The organism is Roseburia zhanii (assembly GCF_014287635.1).
Lineage (GTDB): Bacteria > Bacillota > Clostridia > Lachnospirales > Lachnospiraceae > Roseburia_B > Roseburia_B zhanii.
Genome location: NZ_JACOPH010000002.1, coordinates 382,354 through 399,805 on the forward strand (window position 1 = coordinate 382,354; position 17,452 = coordinate 399,805).

The window sequence follows — 17,452 nt, forward strand, 5'->3', positions numbered from 1 at the left end:
TCACTTACACCGTTAAAATCTCATTGTTGAATAATCTATAATGGTCTTTCCAATTTCTTCTGCCATCCGCTGATCGGTTTTTGCCTTGCTTCTTAGGTTTTTCCGTTCTTTGTGTAAGATTTCAAATATGATCTTTCGCATGGTTTCTTCTGTTAGTTCTGGCATGGTGGTTCCTCCCTGTCTAATAAATCATGTATATTCCAATGTTCAATAATCTCTTTTCTAATTTTATCTGTTCGATTTTTTATATGTGTTTCATCCCACACTTTATCCCCAGCGTTATATGTATCTACAATTTTTTTAGTCATTTTTAACTGTGTCTTATCTTTATAACCCTCTTTTTTGCTTTTTCCAGTAATTTGTTCCCCATTAATTTTTACATCAAACTCTCTGTTCTTAATGTGTTTATTTAATGATTGACTAAGTAAAATCATATTTCCTATTTCTTTAACTCCCTGATCCCTTTCATCTGCTGAAATTTCACTTGGCAGTTTCCAATATTGATTCCACTTTACCGGCATAATATGTTCTAGTTGATATGTATATGAAAAACTACCAACATCATCCCTACTATCCCATTTTTCTAATTCCAAACAAAATAGAACGATTTTTGCAACTTCCGATTTAAGTGTTTTTATTTTTTCCGCAATTTTTTTATTTTCCTGATTTTCTAATTCTTTGTCATTTCGATATTCAGCAAATAAACTTTTAATTCCCTTTTTCAAAATTTCTATACATTTTTTTGAATAAGCTGATGTACTGGCACTGCATATCTTTCTTCGCATAATATAAGTTTCTAATGCTCTTGCATCTGCCCTTAAATCTTCATCTTCTAAATTACAATCAACCTGTTTTCTGTCAATATCAAAAAAACTTTTATTTTCCCACAAACGTTTTAAAACATATGCATAGAACATTTGAATTTGACATTTTTCCATAATTAGCAATAATCTTGTTACATCTGAATTTTTATCAAAGGTTTGTTCTTCTAAATCTTCAGAAAATTGACATATATATTTTTGATAAATCAATGCCATTTCTGCTATTTGATGTACTAATTCTTCTAATTCCTGATAGTTATAATTTTCTGTTCTTTTTTCATATATCATTTCTAATTTTTTATTATCATTTAATTCTTGAATAGATTCATCGCTCCACTTTATACATGCAATGCAATATAATAAAAAATCTAAATGAGATTTCGACAAATTTCCAAATCTCCGTTGCTCATCCCAAATTTCATCACTCCAGAAAATATTATCCCAATATTTATCACACAGTTTTCCAATTTCATCCTCATTATTATTTAACGCAGCTAATTTTTTAAACAAATTATTTTTGATTATATCCGCAGTTGATAAATGCTGTCCTGCACGATTAATAGAATCAAAAATTGCCTGTTCATTTACATCTTTTTCATTTAAACTTATTAAAACAAATACTTTTTCATCGCAATATAAATTATCCATTAACTTTGCAAGTTCTGATTCACTTTTCTGATCTAAATATTTTCTAAAATATTGATAACATCTACCTATCTGTCCACAATCTTCATCAGAAAGTGTTACTTTCTCATTATCATATATTCCTGTTGTCACAATTTTCTCAAATTCTCTTTTATCAACCCTCGAATGTTTAATGATTATTTGATACTCATTTTTAGGAGCCGAAGCATATGGCTTAAAGAAAATATCATTTTCCATTATTTGTTTAAATCTATCTTTCATTTCATCTTGATCCAATGAATCATAGATTGCTTTTGTCAAAAGTGCAATCGTTGTCAACCTCTGTTGTCCATCAATAATATATCCTTTACTAAAACCTAAATTTTTATCTTTTTCTGATGCTAATTTGATAATAATAGACCCCCAAAAAACTTTTTCATCTTGAAAATGTTCAACTGATTCCAGTAATTCTTCCCAATGTTCCTCTTGCCATACATATTTCCTCTGAAAATATGGTACTTCTAATCGATGTGGTTCTCTCTCAATAATGTCTTTTAATGATGCTTCTTTTGCTTCCATAACTTTTCCAACCTTTCTATATAATTAAATTTTATCTTAGATATCGATAGATCCCATCTCTATCCCTCCAAAATCTCCTCTACTGCATCCACAAAACTCTCAATTTCTTCCTCTGTCGTAAATCTTCCAACACTTGCCCTGACAACACCTGCATAACTTTCATCTCCTAGCACTTTATGTATAAGCGGTGCACAATGATAGCCTGTCCGGACTGCGATCTGGTAATCTTCATCTAAGATCATGCCGACATCTCCTGCCTGATACCCTTTGAGATTGAATGCTACGATACCTATATGTGCATCTGCCGGTGGCAGATATAACTGTACGTTTTTGATTTTTTGCAATCCTGTAATAAGACGTTCTGTCAGCATCTTCTCCTTTTCATAAAAGAAGTGTATCCCATCTTCATATGCTCCATTTCCATGTGCTTTCAAATCTTCCATAGCTGCTAAAAGTCCACCTGCTGATACGATATTCGGACTTCCTGCTTCATAAGCCATGGGGGCTTGTATGGGCATTCTTGGATTTAAAGAATCACTTCCGGTTCCTCCTGCAAAATACGGCTCTAATCTTCTTTTATGCCGGATCAGAAATCCTCCTGTTCCAAATGCTCCATAAAGTGTCTTATGTCCTGCAAATACAAGATAATCAAGATCCCATGCTGCAAAATCAATCGGAATGAGTCCCATTGACTGCGATGCATCTACGATGATCTCTGCCTGATATTTTTTTGCCTCATTGGAGATCCTCTCTACCGGCAATATATAACCCGTTACATTGCTGACATGGGACATAAATACATATGCCGGTGGATTCTTCGCAAACATATATTTCATTTTTTCTATATCAATCTCTGCACAGTCCTCCCTGCATGGCAGTTCTTCGATTGTAAAACCGATTTTTTCCTGCTTCAAATGTAATGACCGGATAACCGCATTATGTTCAAATGGTGATACATAAACCGTATCTGTCTGCCGGAGTTTTATACCTCCGATGATCTCATTTAACGCACAAGTCGCAGAGGGTGTGAGTACAACCTCTGCGACTTGTGCGGCATGTGCGATTTCTGCTAATTCCATGCGGACTTTATCTATCACATTTACTGCTTTTCTTGCCAGAGCATAAGAACCACGCCCAGCATTGACTGCTAAGCTGCGATTAATCTCATCCATTTTCTGATATACACATTCCGGCTTTGGAAAAGTAGTTGCCGCATGATCTAAATATATTGTACGTTTCATGTTCTCTCCTCATATGTCCTTTTATGACTGTATCAATTTCTCTAATGTCTGTACCAATACAGCCACTTTTTGATTCGTTTCTAAGGAATCCCCAAATTCTTCTAATGCATCTAAGATCGCATTCTTTAAAAAATAACTGGTGCTGTCATCTTCGGTATCCTCATAAAACCGTTCAATTTTTTCTCCCTGATGATTAGTAAATACCAGATGCTGTCTGCCTGTATGAGTGCTGTCATTCTGCCCGATAGTTTCAATCTCCTGTCTGGTTTCATGCAGCATCTTTTTAAATTCTTCTAAAGAAGTATCCTGCCAGTCCTCCATATAGATATCTAAGATGATCTTTGAAAGTCTGCGTATGATCTTTAACTCATCATATGTATCTAACTGTGCCATATACTGCATAAATCCGGTAACACGACTGCCTGATAACAATGTCTTTGCCATCTGGCTCTGTCCCTCATACCAATGGGAAAGACAGGCTGAAAGACTTTCATTTTCTTTTGCCCGGAATTCTTCTTTGACTGCTGTCACTGCCTGCTGCTGCAAGCTTTTAAAATAGCTGTCTAAAAAAAGTTTGATCTGCGATACTTTCTTTGCGGTCTTTGCATATTCTTCATTTCCAAAAATCTCTGGAATTTTTTCAAATAACAATTCTCTTGGATTTAATTCGATATTTCTGAATAATCTGCGAAATGCTAATATCTCTTTAAACCGCTTTTTTGTCATATCAGACGGACAGTTCTTAAAATTGAGTGTCACCTGTGGCAGTGAGCGGTACCATCTGTGCATACTGACTGCGATCTGTTTTAACCGTTTGTCTTTTGCATCCTGTTTATGTTCTTGTCCATCAATGGAAAATAGTTCTTCTAAATTTTGCAGATACTTTTGTTTTTCTGTTGTTTCATGTTCTACATAAAGACTGTAATTTTCCGGCTGATCATTGATATTTTCAAAAACATCTGCCTTTAATTCTACTTCCCGATCTCCAAAATAGATCACCGGTGTTCCCTGCAGCCGGATCAACTGTGTTGCTATATAAATAGGCAGGATTCCACGCCTTGCGCCATATTCTTCTCCTAGCAGCCTTTCATAGAGTTTCTGAAAAGAAATCTTTCTGCCATCGCAGTCTGCAATAAATGCATTGATCTCATCTAAGACGAATTTTGAACCCGGATCTAACTGTCTGCTACCCCTGATTCCGGTTCTCTGCAAGGTTGCACGATAGATTGTCGCCTCCGGTCCTGTTCCGGTTTCATATTTCTGCCGGACTTCTTCTCCTTGTTCTAAAAGAAGCATTTCTACGATTTTTTTTCGTGCTTTTTTATTCTGGCTTGAAATATGCTGACGGTTGATGAGCTCATTATTGACTCTGGGTGTTTTCGGATATACTTCATCACAGACAGTACTTAAGAAACTGTTAAATGTCTTTTTCTTCCAGACATCATGCGGATAAATACCTGACATATGTATCACTGCACAATTTCCCTCTTCGGGAAGATAAGACTTTTTCAACATCTGATTTAATTCATAGCGGATATCATCTGCATTATTTTCAAGTTCCTGTTTTAATACACGATTCTGCTCTAAAAACTCTGTATCTTCCAATAATTTTAAAACTGCAAGATATCTCCGCAGCAGACTTTTTCCAGAAAATACATCATAGGGGCAGAGAACGACGATTCTTTTATCCTGTAAGGTATGGATCTTGTCTGTGATCTCCTGTTCTAAACGATCTTCTGTTTCTTCTGATAATAAGGCAATCAGTTTACCATCGGAAAAATGTTCTTCAAACAGATATTTTGCATCGGGCAGTTTTAAAAACTGCTCCTTTGTCATATAGACATATTCAAAAAATCTTGAAATGGTATTCTCCTGATTGTGCTGTTTCGGCAGGATATAATCCAGTTCAGAAATTTCCCTGATCACTTTTGCATCATTTGCCTGTGCCGGAATCTTCGCCATCACATCTTTGATCTCTTTTTCAAGATCGATCCCGACATTATTACGGAATACATAAGATGCACTCTGATGTTTCCATTCTACGACCTGTTTTTCACAAAGGGATTCCATGTATGCCACTAAAGATTCTTCCTGCAGATTTAAGGCAAGTGAAAGTATCTCTTTTTCTACCGGTGCCTCACTTATTCTGTGAAGCATCAGTAACAATGCCATCACTTTAATGATCTTCTGTTCTGTTTTATCTGTTGTCTTTGTCAATGCATAATCTGCTTTCAACCATTCTGTATGGATAGAAACCAGACCGGTTTCTTCCCGGAACAGATTACAGAAATAATCATATACAACATCCGCCGTCACTCCGCCATCTTTGATCTCTCTCTGCCGTTCTTTTATCATCCGGTAAAGACTTCCCTTTTCATCATTGGCAAGAAATGTGAAGATACTTCTTTCATTTTGTGCCACTTTTTCGCTGATCGCTAATAACAGGTAGACAGTGACCGGAAGCAGTGGGTAACAGCCCATGACCATGATCTTTTCAAAATCTTCTGCTTCAAACAATGAATGGAAAAACTGTAATCCATAAGATTTTTGTGCATTTTCATAATATGGTTTTAAACTGCGGATATATTTGTTAAAATCCGGTATCTTCTTCTCTATGACATGCTCGATCAGTTCATAATTATTCTGCGAAGATACAATAAACGGTACTTCCTTTAATCTTCCTTCAACACCGGTAAATGCATGAACCATTTCTTTTGGAAGTGCTGTGCCATATTCTTTGATACTTTTATGTGCTACAAATGTGATATGCATCTGTGGATTTTTCGAACTGTTGCACAACTCACACATATCCTGCACGATCTTCATATCTCTTGCAAATGTTTCGACCTGATGTCCTTCTATGTACTTGCTAAATTCATCAAATACAATAAAAATACCGGCATACTGATACTTTTCATATAACAGCCGGCTGATCTCCTGATAGATCTTCGTTGTTTCGAGTTCTACGATCGGCTGAAACTCACTGCCATTTGTGATCTTCGGATAAATTTTCCGGAAATTGCGAAGCACTTTTTCATTTAATCGTTCCAGCTGCTTATGATAGTCTTTTTCCTGATATCCAAAAGCAGTGATCTCCTGTAAAAAGATCTCGTATGCCATCGGATATTGTTTTTTCCACAACTCTATCGTATCTATGGCTTTGCTGTAATAACTTTCCGGTGCAAGATCTGATAAATCCTCACGTTTTAATGCATCGAGGATCCCCATCAGAAATGCCTGGTTCAGGTCCTCATATGTGCCTGAAACGATCACCGGAAGAAATGGTTTTTCTCGTTTACGCAGTTGATCTGACAATACTAAAAGCAGATGCGATTTTCCTTTTCCATAAGGTCCGATCAGTATTGTTGCGTTATCTGTATTCTGTTCTATACTTTTTTGATACCAGTTTAAAATACTTTTCGCAGAGCGTGTCGGGATATAACTGTCTATTTTTTTCTGATTATTCAGATCCATGGAAAGATTGACCGAATTCTGAAATCTTCTGTCAATCCCAATAACTTCATTTAATTCGTACATGGTGATCCTTTCTGATAGTGCTTTTCTAATACCGTCTGTACTTCTAATTGTTCTAAATAAACCATATCTAATCCGGCTGTCCGGTTCACAGTCAGATAATTATCATCTGCTAATTCATCTAAATACCGGTTGACCATGATCCGGTTTAAGTTTAAAAGTTTTCCCGGCATATTTTGTCCGTTGACTAAGGTATCGATACTCAGGCTGTCCATGTGCTCTTTTGCCTGTGCTTTTGCTAAAATATATAAAATAACATCTGCGGATAATGTATTCAAATACGGCTGTGACCTGCTATAACGGTCAATATGTTTACGGAGCAGTCCTAAATGTGCAAAGGGACTGACCTTTTTTTCTTCGGGATCATAATCCTTTTCATTTTCCCTGTAGTACATATTTAAAATGGCATTGCAGTCATCACTGATCGAACGTTTCGGTACATTTTCCACATGAAAAAACTGCAGGATCTTATCTTCTAACTCATCTTCTAATTCTTCTTTCGTAAAGGTTTCGGACTCCAGCAGATTAAAAAATGTATACCAGCTTGTCACTTTCTGAGCATTCATCGCAAGATTACAATGTACAAGCCAGAGTGAAAAATCATCCTCAAAATAACTGTCTTTTTTTAGGATAAGTTCACCTGTATCTGTAAGTTTTACGCCTTCTTTTGTATCTTCTTCCGTAAGTTCACTTTCCCTGAGCCAGTAGCGGATAGCTTTTGCCATATTTGTACCTACGCCAAGTGCATCTGCACCATGATTTTTAGAAAATACTTTCGGATCTGCTGCGACTGCCATCAGTCCTTTTGTCAGCCATCCGTCACGCAATATAAATGTTTCATGCCCTTTTAAACGTATTTTATTTACTGCCATTTATCCATTCCTCTTTGTTGCTAATACTTTTCTCATATAACATCCTGCAATAAAATGATTGACACATTCTGCACAGCGGACACATTTTGTATCATCGATATGATATGTGATCCCATCTTCATTGCTTTCTATACGGATCGCTCCATGTTTACAGATACCTTCACAGGCACGACACCCGATACACATCTGGTATTTTGTAAGCTGGCATTTGATCTTATCTTCTGCCGCTGCAAGATTCTGTGCACCGTCTATATGATGGTCTAAGATCGTCACTTTTAAATGCGAACTTCCGATCCTTCCCTGCAATTTCAAAATCGGCTGACCGCTTTTACGCATGATATAAATCTCGCCTAAACGCTCAATCCCAAAACTTCTGTTGATATACCCGAATGGTTTAAATAATTCATATAATTCCTCTGTGATTGGTTTCTGCAGTTCATAATTGAATGCATTTTCTTCTAATGCACAGGGTTCAAAAGCTATGACTGATTTTTTTGCATAGCTGACTCCGTTTCCCCCCTGTCTTGCTTTCCATTTACCGGTATCCACATATTCTTTGGCATCTGCCTTACCAATACTCTTTGCAAAATCCACAAGAAACTGATGCCAGTGTTCATACTGCTCTTTCATATGGATCTTAGAAAGGAACTCTGACCATGCACTGTTATTTGGACAACACCAGCAGCCCACTCTGGTATAGCCCAGACGGTATGCTGTATTAAAATCAATCTTTGTTGTCAGAAGATACAGCCAGATATCATAATCTAACCAGTCAATGATCGGTGATATCGTGATCTGTTTACTGATCTTATGTCCTTCGGATTCTCTCTCATATTTACTTCTGCTTGCTGATTCACTTCTCCTGATACCATAGAATGCTAAAATCTTTGTTTTCCCACGAAACAGACCTGAGATCTTTCTTGTGATCGCACCGGTTTTAAAAATCGTACAGCACCAGCGCATCACACGGCTGGGTGGTCCAATCACTTGACATAATTCCTCAAAATTCTTCTCTTTATTTCTTGATGAGATCACCGGTGTCACCGGATGTTCTTTTTTAAAACGATCAATGTACCGCTCTGTTTCCGGAAATTCTAACGTCGTATCCCCAAATATATGCAGTATCCGCGGATTACTAAGTGCCCGCATCACAAGATCTGATGTTACCGTAGAATCTTTTCCTCCGGAAAATGATACAAACATATCCTTTGCATCATATCCGGCTGTCACTTCCTGCAAATACCGCAATGCTTCTTCTTCGATCTCTGCAAAACGATCCTGATTGCATAAGACAAACTGTGATGCATATTTCAAAAAAGCCGTATCCGTATTATGATCTGCATTTGCAGCATATGCCTCCCTGATGGCATCTGTATCTAATTCCTTCAATGCTGCAATGGAAAACCGTTTCAGTTCACCGTCAATAATGTAACTGTTTCCCGATGTATTCCAGACAGAAGCCTCTTTGTAACAAAATGGCTTGCCTAAGATAATCTCCACTAACAGACGTTCTTCCGGAAAAACCGGACGCAGATCAGATGCTACACGCCTGCCATGCGTGCCACAGACCGGACATATCTTGTCATAAAGCGGTACATTGCACCTCTTACACCAGTAAATATCTGATTCTGTCTTAACGTATTTTCTATGATTGCACTCCGGACAAAAATTCTCTTTCAGCCAGATAGAACGATCCTTCCCATGTATTTCACATCGATACCTTATCATTTTCCCTGATCTCTTTCTGTACTCTTTCTGGTGTAATATGTAAATAACCGCAAATATCTAAAAATTCTTCGATTCCAAAAACTGCCCCATCCACAAAACGGTCCTCATCGATATGAAGATCTGCTGCCATCTGTTTTATGGAAATCTTCTGTTCCTTTATATATTGGATAAGCCATTCTGATGACTTACTATGTTCTTTCAAAAATAGCACCACCATTCTTAGATTTTAAGAATTATTATTTCATTATATTCTTTATTTGTAAGATTTTCAATATTGTTTTTCTTATATTTTAAGAATGATTTGACGCGTTTTGCATACTACTATAAGATAGAGATATACGGGGAATTTTGTATCCGTTATAAGGTTGGAATTTTCCAAAATCATTCCTCTGGAGGTAGCTATGAAAAACGAATTGATCGCAAAGGTATTAAAAGAAGCCAGAAAGCAGAATGCACTTTCTGTGAGAGATGTTGTCTGCAAATTAGAAGACCGTTCGGTAAACGTTGCAGAAAAAACAATCTATGGCTGGGAAAATGGTCAGTCTGAACCAAGTGTAGATACGCTTTTGATACTTTGTGAGATTTATAATATTAAAGATATTCAGGGAACGTTTGGTCATAAAACAGAACCTTCCCTGCAGATCACAGATTTTGAAAAGAAACTCATTTTAAATTTGAGAGAACATCCTGAGATGTTAGACGCAGTCAAAAAACTGCTGGATATAGACTAACAAGAAAAGAACTGCCGCCCCAGACATCTGGCTGGTGCGGCAGTTTTTTCACTTTAACCCCCACTCTTTTCCTTAATATCCACCGGACGAACAAGTATCAGCTTTGCCTCCGCCAGATCTAACAGTGCATACCGCTGCTCCTGCGATAACTCTTCGGCATACAGCTGGTTCTCATAATCGACAACCACGCACTTTAATTTTTCCGTGAGATAGAATAACGGGGATACTTCTTTTGGAATCCCGCTTAAAATATCTTTATCTCCACTAATTTCCACTAATGTTTCTAAATGTCCCTTACTGCACAGATAGATCTCACCATTCCAGTCGATCACACAGGGGCAGTATTCACTAAATGGCTGCTTATAATTTTTCACAAATTCTTTTGATTTCATAAAACTTCCTTTTCCCTTTTTTGATACCATATGCACAGCAATATAAACAGAAACAGACAACTGATGCTGACTGCTGCGCCCATTTTCAGTCCGGGTGTCATATACTGTAAGGTTACTTCGTGAGTTCCCTCTTCTAATGGTATCTTTATCATACTGTTCATAAATGTCTGGCACTCTGTTTCTTTTCCATCGACAGATACACGAAAACCTGCTTCATTTGGAATGGATAAGATAAGATCTCCGGCCTTTTCTACTGTAATGTGTCCTGTAATCTTTGTATCCTCAAATGTATCTACCGTATACGTCTGTGCATTTAAAGTCTGATATGCCGTCTGCAGTGCATCCATATTCAGGCTGTAGACCGCTACTTTAAACTCTGAGACTTTGTTCGTATTCGTGATCTCCACAACATCCCCTGCCTGACACCAACCCAGATCTAAGATGTAGCCATGGTCACACTTATTGAATTTCTGTGTGCGTTCTCCATTTTTTACTGTAATATTTGTCACAGATGTATCGGTATAGGTCGCATACAGATAACCGTCCTCTGCCGCTGTGACGGTTGTCTTTTCATCACCTGCATCAACTATACCATCAAATGGTACGAGCATATCTTCTGTGGCACCTAAGTTTTTGGCAAACCGGTTTAAATTTCTGACTGCCATGCCCTGTACTAATGCACACCGATATTCAAAATCAGTATCTAACATAAAACCAAGTGGCAGCGTATATGCATTTTTATAGATATAATTTATTCCGTCCTGTGCAACCAATGTCCGAAGCGGGCTTTCAAGATACGGACTCTTTGAGATCAGATATTTGACGGATAACATCGCTGATGTCAGCGGCGTTGCTCCGCTGTAACTATAGAAGTTTTTACCGCCTTCCATGCCAAGGCTTCTGTAATATCTGCTCACTCCGATATTCATCAGCGAAGAAAATATCGTCGAAGAAGAATAACCATAGATAGCGGCATCATTTTTCGTCAGCCGCTCATTTTCTTCCACCCGGTAAAACGGTTCTGCATCCATCGCATCAACCTGTTCCAGCAAGGTCTGTACGGATTCCCAGTTTTTTGTATAATCAGTACGGCTGACCGTCGAGATCCCTGTTGTATCATAATTCATAAATAACTCTAGAATAGCTAATGTCCCAAGCATATAGGACGCAAACAATTTCCGTTCCTGATCGCTGCTTTTTTGCACAATCATAAAGATTCCATAAAAAAAAGTAAAAGCACCTGTTAAAAGCAGGGATCTTACCGCAACCTGTCCGGTGTCAGCAACATACGCTGACACTCCAAGAAATGCTGCTGTTACGATCACTCCGAGCACGATATGAAATCGTGTATTGCCCTCTTTTAAGACATAAACTTCATATGCCATTGTCACTAACAAAAATACATACAGATACACTTCCCTGCCCGGAAGACTGTCTGGAAAATGCATTCCATGCCAGATAAAGTCCAGCATATTATTTGAAAAACTTAGCCAGAAAAATACGATCAAAAGCACACGATGTAATTTCTTCTTCCATGAGATCTTCCTGTTGCATAAATACAATACCAGACATAAGAAAACGGCTGCACCGCAGTACAGATTCGGCCAGTGCTCCTGTCCGGTATAAACCGTCACATTATTACAATGTCTTGCCAGCATGGAGATCAGATCAAAATACCATTCGACCGTATCCGGAAAAGATACGCCTGATGATCCGCTGTAGCTTAAAATTGCGATCTCCGGAAAGATCAAAACGGCTCCCATGCCTCCTGCTAACAGAGAATACAATGCAAATCTAAAAAATACCTGTACCTTTTGTCTGATGTTTTCTGTTTCTTCTGCCAATAAGATCATTGCATACAGCACCAGAAAAATACAGAGCATAATCGATATATAAAAATTAGAAAGAATGGATATGGCAAGACTGATACAATAAAGTCCTGCATCTTTCTTTTTAACTAAACGCTCCAAACCTGCGACCACAAGCGGTGCTAAAACCAAGCAGTCTAACCACATGATGTTCCAGTAATAAGCTGCCATATAACCGGACAATGCATAGAATCCTGCAAAGATCACGCCGGCATAACTGACCAGACCATAATGTTTTTTCTGATAGATCACAAAGGTCAGTCCGCAGAGTCCTGTTTTGATAAGGATCAGCACTGTCATAAATTCTATGACATATCCCTTTGGAATACATACGCTCAGCCAGTTAAACGGGCTTGCTAAATAATATGCAAATAATGATACAAAATCTGAACCCAGCCCGATACGGAACGAATATAAAAGACTCCCTCCGTTTTTTAATTTATCCATCAGTTCTGTAAAAAAAGGCTCATACTGATGATACATATCGATATGGAGAATACAATTTTCTCCAAACGGATATACCTGATTTTTGATACAGATAATACTCACGATCAAAAATGGGAGCAAAAATGCACACGCATACACGCCCCTGTCCTTTTTTAATCTGTCCATGAAATCTCCTTTAGTTTCCTTTATCAAATAATTCATAATATTGCAGCTGCCGGTATTCATTTTTACTGATCTCCGGTGAAGATGCCGCCTCTGTACGGACTGCGGAAAGGATTGGATAACCTTTTTCAAAATCTTTTAAAAATTCCTGATATGCCGGCAATGTGATCCCTGCTGCTTCTAATACTTTCATTCCTAAATAATTGGCACTGGTATCTTCTTCTGTTTTTGTGTCGATCTCATAATTCGCCCAAATCAGATACGGTACCTGATAACGCAGTTTTGTATCTTCTTCTGAAAGATTCCTGCTGCTCTTTCCATTTAAACGCAAGACTGGTTCTGCCACAACATCGTTTGGCTGGTGATCTCCAAAGAACACGATCATCGTCGGTTCATTCACATTTTTAAAATATGTGATCAGTTCTTCTAATGCCTGATCTGTTTTTGCTATCAGTGATAAATAGGCTGATAACGATTCTGATGATGCACCTTCCACAGCAATATCCGGTATAAAATTATCATAAGCGTCACTGTAAGAACCATGATTCTGCATCGTGACATTAAATAAAAACATTGGTTTACCGGTTTTCTTCTGTTCAAAGGTTTCCTTGATCTTTTCTACACAGCTTCTGTCACTGACATATTTGCGGATATACTCTCTGTCTGTATAATCTTCGATAAATGCCGTATGCTCAAATCCCAGCAACGGATATACCGTATCTCTGTCCCAGCCGCTTGCATAATATGGATGCATTCCATAGGTTTCATAACCTAAGCCTGTTAAATATGACGGAAGTGCCTCGATGTTATGTTTCACATACTGCTGATACGGCACACTTCCCTGTGGCAGAAATGCCATCGTATTGCCTGTTAAAAATTCAAACTCCGTATTTGCAGTATTACCACCGCAGACTGATACATTCAGATAGCCGCTGATTGTATTGTCTGCTCCCTGCATACTGTGAAAATAAGGCATATAATCTTTATTCGTCTGAAAATCTCCAAGAATGGCAAGATCTGAAAATGCTTCATCCATGATCACGATGATATTCGGATCCTGCTTATTTTTTGTCTGGGCATCGTTCTCTTTTGCTTTTTTTTGGTATGCCATGAGCTGTTCTTCTGCCGCCTTTTTATCATAACCATCTGGCTTATCTACCGATATATAGGGAAGTTCCATGACCATGGTCAGTGCAAATCCATTAACCTGCCACATATATACCGGTGTAAACAATTTATTATACATTCTGTGCCGGTTCTGAAAATCTTCCTGCTGTAAAACATACGTCACACCTGAGAGTATGATACAGATCACAACTGCTGCCGCAAGACCTGCATACCATTTCAGTTTCTCTAAGCGCAGATCAAAAAACCGGACTGCAGATATGATAGCCACAAATCCGAGTACAACCACTACATACCTGACCGATGGCATAAAATCATAATTATCTGCTACGCTCATTGCCGTTTTGACGGAATAAATATCCCATGGCACAAGTGGCAGGGAACGGAAGGAATACACATAGGCATTGGCAAGTCCTGCTGTCATTGCCACGATCCCCTCTGTTCTCAGTGCCCATTTGGCACTCCGGAACAAAAAGAATAATATCCATGCCACAAGTTCAAATAAGATGATATTAAAAAACTGTGACCATGGTCTTACTTCTGTAAATCCATTATGTGTATATGCCTCTAATAAATAAAAATACATAATTGGGCAGACTGTCATTCCTACGATGCCTGCGATAATTTTTTGTTTTCTGTCCATCATTTTTTATCACTTCTTCTTCAAATATAAAAGTCCAAATGCACCTAATCCGCAATTACTTGAGATTGTTGCAGATGCCGGCTGGAAAATGACTTTTTCAAACTTCATGTATCTTTCCACTTCCTTTTCGATCAGTTCGAGCGTTTTTACTGAACAGCCTGCATAGGTGATAAACAATATCCTGTGATCGATTTTTCTTCTTCCACGCATTTTCCGGCGTATGTATTTTTTATATGCTGTTTTAACGTTTCCCGTTTCAATGCAGGCACAGCCCATTCTTCCCTGTCTGATTTCAATGACCGGATGCAGGTTCAATACTTCACACATTACTTTTACATGCTTTTTAATCTTACCGTTCCGATACAGATTATCCGGTGTTGGAACAATAAAACTGGTCGATACTCTCTCTTTTAGCTTCTCTGTCTGTGCAATGATCTCCTCTTTACTCTTACCTTCTTTTGCTAATTTTCCAGCATATAATACCATGATCCCCATGGCACTGGAAAGATGCTTTGAATCAATGACTGTTACATTGTCAAATCCTTTTGCTGCGGATACTGCCTGTGCATATCCCTCGCTGACAAGGGAGGTCATGGAGATATGGATCACGCTTTCTGATTCCTCTAATACATTGGCAAAGAAATTCTCATATTCACTGACGCTCGCAGGCTTTGAGTGTGCCATACGACCATTCTGTTCGATATACTGTAACAGACCATCGGAACTGATCTCTTTTGTATCGCAGAATCTTCCTTCATCAGTATAGACATAGTAATACATATTTTTGATGTCATACATATGCAGCCATTCTTCCGGCAGGTCGCAGACACAGTCTGTCGTGATCGTAACAGATCGTTTCCGTTTTTTAGAGATCAGGCGGATCGTCTTTTGTTCCTCTAATACTTCTTCTGCATCTGCAGTGTATTCGACTAATTCTTTTGGCAGATATTTTAACAGAACCGCCTCTAATAACGTCCCACTGATCGGTTTGGATAAGTAGCCCTGGAATCCATTTTGGATATAAAGCTGCTCGGCACCCGACATCGCATGTGCTGTCAGTGCAATGACAGGTGTATCTTTGCAAAGTCCGTCTTCCTGTACACGAAGCTGTTTTAAGGTTTCGATACCATCCATTTCCGGCATCATATGATCCATAAAAATAACATTATAATACTTATGTCTTGTTTTTTCTAAACATTCTTTTCCACTTGCTGCGGTATCAACCTGCACTTTTGTGGAACGGAGCAGTTTACATGCAACTAACAGGTTCATTTCATTGTCATCGACGATCAGCACTTTTGCATCCGGTGCTTCAAAACTCTGTTTATAATTTGAACGGCTTAATGACTTTTTCTTTAGCATAAAATCAATTGATCCGATCGGATTTCCATCAACGATCTTCTGATCTAAGATAACTGTAAAGACGGTTCCCTTCGTATAGATACTGTCCACCGTGATCTTTCCGCCCATCATTTCCACTAACTGTTTCGAGATCGTAAGTCCCAGTCCTGTTCCTTCTATGCCGCGGTTTCTTGCTTCGTCTACACGTTTAAATGAATGGAACAGATTTTCCATATCTTCTTTACGGATCCCGATACCTGTATCTGATACGGAAATACGCAGACGGACGATATTTGATGCCATCTGTTCACTCTGCACTGATAATGTGACAGAACCCTCATTTGTATATTTGACTGCATTGGTCAGAATATTCGTCAGTACCTGTTTGATCCTTACTTCATCCCCGAATAAGGTCGATGGAATATCTTCTGAAATATCGATCTTAAACTCTAACTTCTTTTCATATGCCCGGATCCAGATCAGATTCACAAGATCACTAAAGAGATTTCCCGTATCATACTGTACCGGAACAATCTGCATTTTGCCAGATTCGATCTTAGACATATCTAAAATATCGTTGATCAGCACTAACAGCATCTTGCTCGCATTCTGGATATTGATGGAGTTTTCTGCGATCTCATCGGATATATTTTCCCTAAGTGTCATTTCATTTAAACCGATGATCGTATTGATCGGTGTTCTGATCTCATGGCTCATATTTGTAAAAAATGCACTTCTCGAACGGCTTAACTGTTCGATTTCTTCCTTCTGCTGTTCCGTGATCTCTTTTTCCTCTGCATAGATCCGGTTCTGGAATTTAACCAGACAGCCGCAGATAATCCCTGCAAGAATAACTGCAACCACTGAGTCTGTGTAAACTTCTGCTCTGTCCGCTAACCCAATGACCCATTCCGGATGTACATAGGACATACTGTATAAACCAATGATCATCAACAGGGTAACTGTGAGCATAACATAAAACAGTCTTCCATGGAACATCAGGAACACATATAAAATAGCCAGGATAAACCATACGGCAGTACCGCCGTCTGCACCACCTCTGGTAAAGAAAGCAAGCGGGATCAGGATAAAATGAATTGCGATATCCACTAATACTGCCGGCAATTCTACTTTCCGATACCTCATCGTATACCAGAATGAAAATATTACGATCGGAACCGGTATCAGCATCGGCAGCAACAGTCCTGCTACATCCTGCCTGAACACCCCTGCCACAAAGGATAAGATAGAAGATAACAGTACCATAAATAACATCAGATAAAAAATCTTTTCCCTTAATGGGACATCTTCTCCATGTATTTTTTCTTTCCATACATTAAACAT

At 38.4% G+C, this 17,452-nt stretch carries 12 protein-coding genes; 1 reads left to right on the plus strand and 11 read right to left on the minus strand.

Annotated elements, in window-relative coordinates; all coding sequences use genetic code 11:
* Positions 1 to 12 precede the first annotated feature (12 nt).
* Genes H8S17_RS04800 through H8S17_RS04830 form a run of 7 tightly spaced genes read right to left on the minus strand, consistent with a single transcriptional unit; the run spans position 13 to position 9,601 of the window.
* Positions 13 to 165 carry a hypothetical protein gene (locus H8S17_RS04800; protein ID WP_186866448.1) on the minus strand — a complete coding sequence of 51 codons (153 nt, stop codon included), beginning with the start codon at positions 163 to 165 and terminating at the stop codon, positions 13 to 15.
* The gene (locus tag H8S17_RS04805; RefSeq protein ID WP_186866449.1) at positions 153 to 2,024 is read right to left on the minus strand and encodes a DUF262 domain-containing protein; all 1,872 of its coding nucleotides are present in this window, start codon (positions 2,022 to 2,024) and stop codon (positions 153 to 155) included. The genes H8S17_RS04800 and H8S17_RS04805 overlap by 13 nt, the downstream gene beginning before the upstream one ends.
* Before the next feature lie 59 nt (positions 2,025 to 2,083).
* Positions 2,084 to 3,265, minus strand: a complete 1,182-nt coding sequence (locus tag H8S17_RS04810; protein WP_207723360.1) for an aminotransferase class V-fold PLP-dependent enzyme — start codon at positions 3,263 to 3,265, stop codon at positions 2,084 to 2,086.
* Positions 3,266 to 3,286: 21 nt separating this feature from the next.
* Complete coding sequence (locus H8S17_RS04815; RefSeq protein WP_186866450.1) at positions 3,287 to 6,802, minus strand: hypothetical protein; 3,516 nt, start codon at positions 6,800 to 6,802, stop codon at positions 3,287 to 3,289.
* Positions 6,790 to 7,671 (minus strand): DUF4007 family protein, encoded by an 882-nt coding sequence (locus H8S17_RS04820; protein ID WP_186866451.1) that lies wholly within the window; start codon positions 7,669 to 7,671, stop codon positions 6,790 to 6,792. Before H8S17_RS04820 ends, H8S17_RS04815 begins: the two co-directional genes overlap by 13 nt.
* Positions 7,672 to 9,399 (minus strand): phosphoadenosine phosphosulfate reductase domain-containing protein, encoded by a 1,728-nt coding sequence (locus H8S17_RS04825; protein WP_186866452.1) that lies wholly within the window; start codon positions 9,397 to 9,399, stop codon positions 7,672 to 7,674.
* Positions 9,380 to 9,601, minus strand: a complete 222-nt coding sequence (locus tag H8S17_RS04830) for a hypothetical protein (protein ID WP_186866453.1) — start codon at positions 9,599 to 9,601, stop codon at positions 9,380 to 9,382. Before H8S17_RS04830 ends, H8S17_RS04825 begins: the two co-directional genes overlap by 20 nt.
* Before the next feature lie 199 nt (positions 9,602 to 9,800).
* Between H8S17_RS04830 and H8S17_RS04835 the strand changes: the two genes are divergently transcribed.
* Positions 9,801 to 10,130: a helix-turn-helix domain-containing protein gene (locus tag H8S17_RS04835; RefSeq protein WP_186866454.1), complete on the plus strand. Its 330-nt coding sequence runs from the start codon at positions 9,801 to 9,803 to the stop codon at positions 10,128 to 10,130.
* 53 nt (positions 10,131 to 10,183) lie between these two features.
* Here H8S17_RS04835 and H8S17_RS04840 read toward each other — a convergent pair whose 3' ends face one another.
* From H8S17_RS04840 to H8S17_RS04855, 4 genes are read right to left on the minus strand one after another with little or no spacing between them, the layout of a single operon-like run.
* The gene (locus H8S17_RS04840; RefSeq protein ID WP_186866455.1) at positions 10,184 to 10,522 is read right to left on the minus strand and encodes a hypothetical protein; all 339 of its coding nucleotides are present in this window, start codon (positions 10,520 to 10,522) and stop codon (positions 10,184 to 10,186) included.
* Positions 10,519 to 13,002, minus strand: a complete 2,484-nt coding sequence (locus H8S17_RS04845; protein ID WP_186866456.1) for a YfhO family protein — start codon at positions 13,000 to 13,002, stop codon at positions 10,519 to 10,521. Before H8S17_RS04845 ends, H8S17_RS04840 begins: the two co-directional genes overlap by 4 nt.
* A 10-nt stretch (positions 13,003 to 13,012) precedes the next feature.
* Positions 13,013 to 14,767, minus strand: a complete 1,755-nt coding sequence (locus tag H8S17_RS04850) for an LTA synthase family protein (protein ID WP_243237967.1) — start codon at positions 14,765 to 14,767, stop codon at positions 13,013 to 13,015.
* Positions 14,768 to 14,776: 9 nt separating this feature from the next.
* Positions 14,777 to 17,452 carry a DegV family protein gene (locus tag H8S17_RS04855; protein WP_186866458.1) on the minus strand — a complete coding sequence of 892 codons (2,676 nt, stop codon included), beginning with the start codon at positions 17,450 to 17,452 and terminating at the stop codon, positions 14,777 to 14,779.